Annotated in this window: 4 protein-coding genes; all 4 read left to right on the top strand. The window is 43.2% G+C overall.

What is annotated here, in order from left to right:
- Positions 1-83: 83 nt before the first annotated feature.
- A complete protein-coding gene (locus RBR29_RS11665) occupies positions 84-275 on the top strand; it encodes a helix-turn-helix domain-containing protein (protein ID WP_320349456.1) in 192 nt (63 codons plus the stop codon).
- Positions 230-865: a DUF1819 family protein gene (locus RBR29_RS11660; protein WP_320349455.1), complete on the top strand. Its 636-nt coding sequence runs from the start codon at positions 230-232 to the stop codon at positions 863-865. Before RBR29_RS11665 ends, RBR29_RS11660 begins: the two co-directional genes overlap by 46 nt.
- Position 866: 1 nt before the next feature.
- Positions 867-1,475 (top strand): DUF1788 domain-containing protein, encoded by a 609-nt coding sequence (locus tag RBR29_RS11655; RefSeq protein ID WP_320349454.1) that lies wholly within the window; start codon positions 867-869, stop codon positions 1,473-1,475.
- Positions 1,476-1,490: 15 nt separating this feature from the next.
- Positions 1,491-2,995 (top strand): BREX system P-loop protein BrxC (brxC, locus tag RBR29_RS11650; protein ID WP_320349453.1); only part of this gene is annotated, 1,505 nt, incomplete at its 3' end.

Here is a 2,995-nt window from a genome sequence, read left to right as displayed (position 1 = left end):
TGGTTTTATTCCAATTTGATCCCATTTTGTATTGGTTCTGATGGGGTCTCCAGATACGATGGAATCTGGAAAGGAGTAGAATTATGGAAGACAGATGGCTTTCGGTTGACGAGATAAGCACTTATCTTGGGGTCACCAAGGATACTGTGTATAAATGGCTGAGTGAGAGAGATCTTCCGGCTCATAAGATCGGTAGGCTATGGAAGTTTAAAAAGGAGGATGTGGACCTGTGGGTAAAACAACAAGCCAAGTCAATCGGCAATCCCAAGAAGTGAAAGGCTACACCTTCGGGATCACTGCTGCAGCGCTGCTCTACCGCGATTCCGTACTGCTGGCTCAGTTGTATTTGGAACATAGAGACTGGAATGTGGTCAAGGATGCCGTAATCAAGGACAACCTCCTGCAGATAAGAACGCTGGTGGCGCAGAAGAGGATTTATTCTGAAGCCTATACCAGAATCAAGCAGCTATCTGAAGAAGCGATGGAGATTCTGGCAAACGGAACCAGGGAAGAGCAGTGTCAGATCATTTGGTATGCCATCTGCATGAAATACGATTTTGTTAGAGAGTTCGCGCTGGAGGTGTTGGCTGAGAAAGTGAAACGGCATGAATTTGAGGTCACTATCTCTGACTTCAATCTCTATTACAACACCAAGGCAGAACTCCACGAAAAATTGGCAGGCATCGCTGAGGGAAGCAGAAAAAAGCTTCAGACCAATCTATTCAGAATGCTGGTTAGCTCTGGGATCACTGATTCGGAGATGAAACTGCGGCTGTTGATCGTGAGTCCCAGAGTGCGAGAACTGATCATCAAGGAAGGGGTTCTTACTCCTGCTATCTTTCCTTCTGTGGTAATGGGTTACTGATATGGCTATCATCAACGAGAATCACGATCCCCACGTGCGTTTTGAGCATCTGCTCAAACTCATGTGCAGCAGAAAGTTCCTGGATATGACCGGACCTTCGAACGATATACCCTATTACATCTGCCCTTTTCGGGTAGAGGAAACCACTCAGATGTATCAGCATATCGGACAGCTTATAAATGCTCTGGAACTCAAGCAAATCAAAGTATTGGACATTAACCTGTATCGGCTTTGCATTGAGCACTTTAGCGCCCTTGGAGTACTGGATGGATTTATTGCTGATGAAACCAAGACACCCAGAAACACATTCTTCAATTCGATTTCAGGTTTAACTGATCTCAGGGAGTTCATAGCCCCATTGATAATAAATTTGATAAAAAGAGTGATGCCAGACATCATCTTTATCACTGGGGTTGGAGAAGTCTATCCCTATTTACGAACACATAAGTTACTTTCCACTCTGGAGAGCAAGTTTACTGAGAAGCCACTGGTTCTATTCTTTCCGGGCAAGTATGAAACCGACAACGTGAAGGGTTCTAACCTGACCTTATTCGGCATCCTAGACGATAGATATTACCGGGCTTTTAACATTTACCACTGCGAACCGTAGTTTTAAGGAGAGAGAATGCAGATCAAGAACTTATTTCAAAAGGATATAGAGCGCAAGATCGCCGGGGTCATCATGGCTAATGATGATCGCAATTTACAAACAGAGATAGACGAGTATGTACTAACAGGTGAAATAAAATCTGAACTTGATAAGTTGCTGCAGTCCTACATTAGTCTTGATAAGTTGCCCGGAGCCTGGATCTCTGGTTTTTTTGGAACCGGAAAATCCCACTTGCTAAAGATGATTTCTCTACTTTTAGAAGGCTGGCATCATGATGATTTTCATATTGCTGACGCTATGGCGCAAAAGTGCGAAGATGATCAAATCCTGAAAGCAAACATCGGTAAAGTTAGATCTATACCTGCCCAAAGTATCCTTTTCAACATAGACCAATTGGCTGATACAGGATCACCCAAGGATAATGATGCAGTAGTGAGTGTCTTCGTAAAGGTTTTCAATGAAGCCTGCGGCTACTATGGTAAGCACGCCTATATTGCCAAGTTTGAACGTGATTTGGATCGACAAGGGCTCTTAGCAGCATTCAAAACGGAGTATTATAAAGTATCTGGAAAAGACTGGACGATAGGACGGGCAATGGCCGAAATGGAGGACCATAACGTATCCAAGGCTTATACAAATATTACTGGGGCCGCAGAAGGAAGCATTAAATCTCTGTTGAGAGACTACTCCCATAATTACAAAGTATCTATAGCAGAGTTTGCCCAGGATGTTGCTACATACATCGAAAGCAAGGGAAAGGATTTTCGACTGATTTTTTGCGTGGATGAAGTTGGTCAATTCATAGCAGATAACACCAAATTGATGCTCAATCTGCAAACTATTTCTGAAAGCTTCGATAAATACTGCCAGAAAAAAGCTTGGATAATAGTCACATCTCAATCAGATCTTGAATCCGTACTTGGTCACTTGAAACAACTCCAAAGCACAGAGTATGGCAGAATTCTGGCAAGGTTTCCCATACCGATCAACCTCACGGAGAAAAACGTGGGGGAAGTTATCCAGAAAAGACTGCTCCAGAAGACAGCAGAGGGTGAGACTCCCTTATTGAAGCTATATCACAAACATGAGAACAACTTAGCTACTCTATTCCATTTCGCTGATGGATCAAAAAGCTACCCTAGGTATAGAGATTCCGAAGATTTTATCAAGTCTTATCCATTCATTCCTTACCAGTCGTATTTGTTACAGGCGGCATTCATCTCTCTTTCTGACCATGATGCATTCCCCGGCAAATACACATCTGTGGGCGCTCGAAGTCTGTTAACAATTTTCCAGCAAGTGCTTATCAAAATATCCGACAAAGAGATAGGTGGTTTGGCGAGCTTTGACCTCATGTATGAAGGCATAAAGCCAATGATAAAGACTTACTTGCTGAACACCATCCAACTCGCTGAAGCAGCATTGGATAACGACTTTGCCCTTCGAATCCTGAAAACCCTGTTTATCCTCAAATACGTAAAGGACTTCAAAGCTACCATCCGCAATATCCGCATCCTGCT

This window comes from Castellaniella sp., assembly GCF_034007085.1.
Lineage (GTDB): Bacteria > Pseudomonadota > Gammaproteobacteria > Burkholderiales > Burkholderiaceae_B > Castellaniella.
This window is presented reverse-complemented; position numbering and strand designations above follow the sequence as displayed.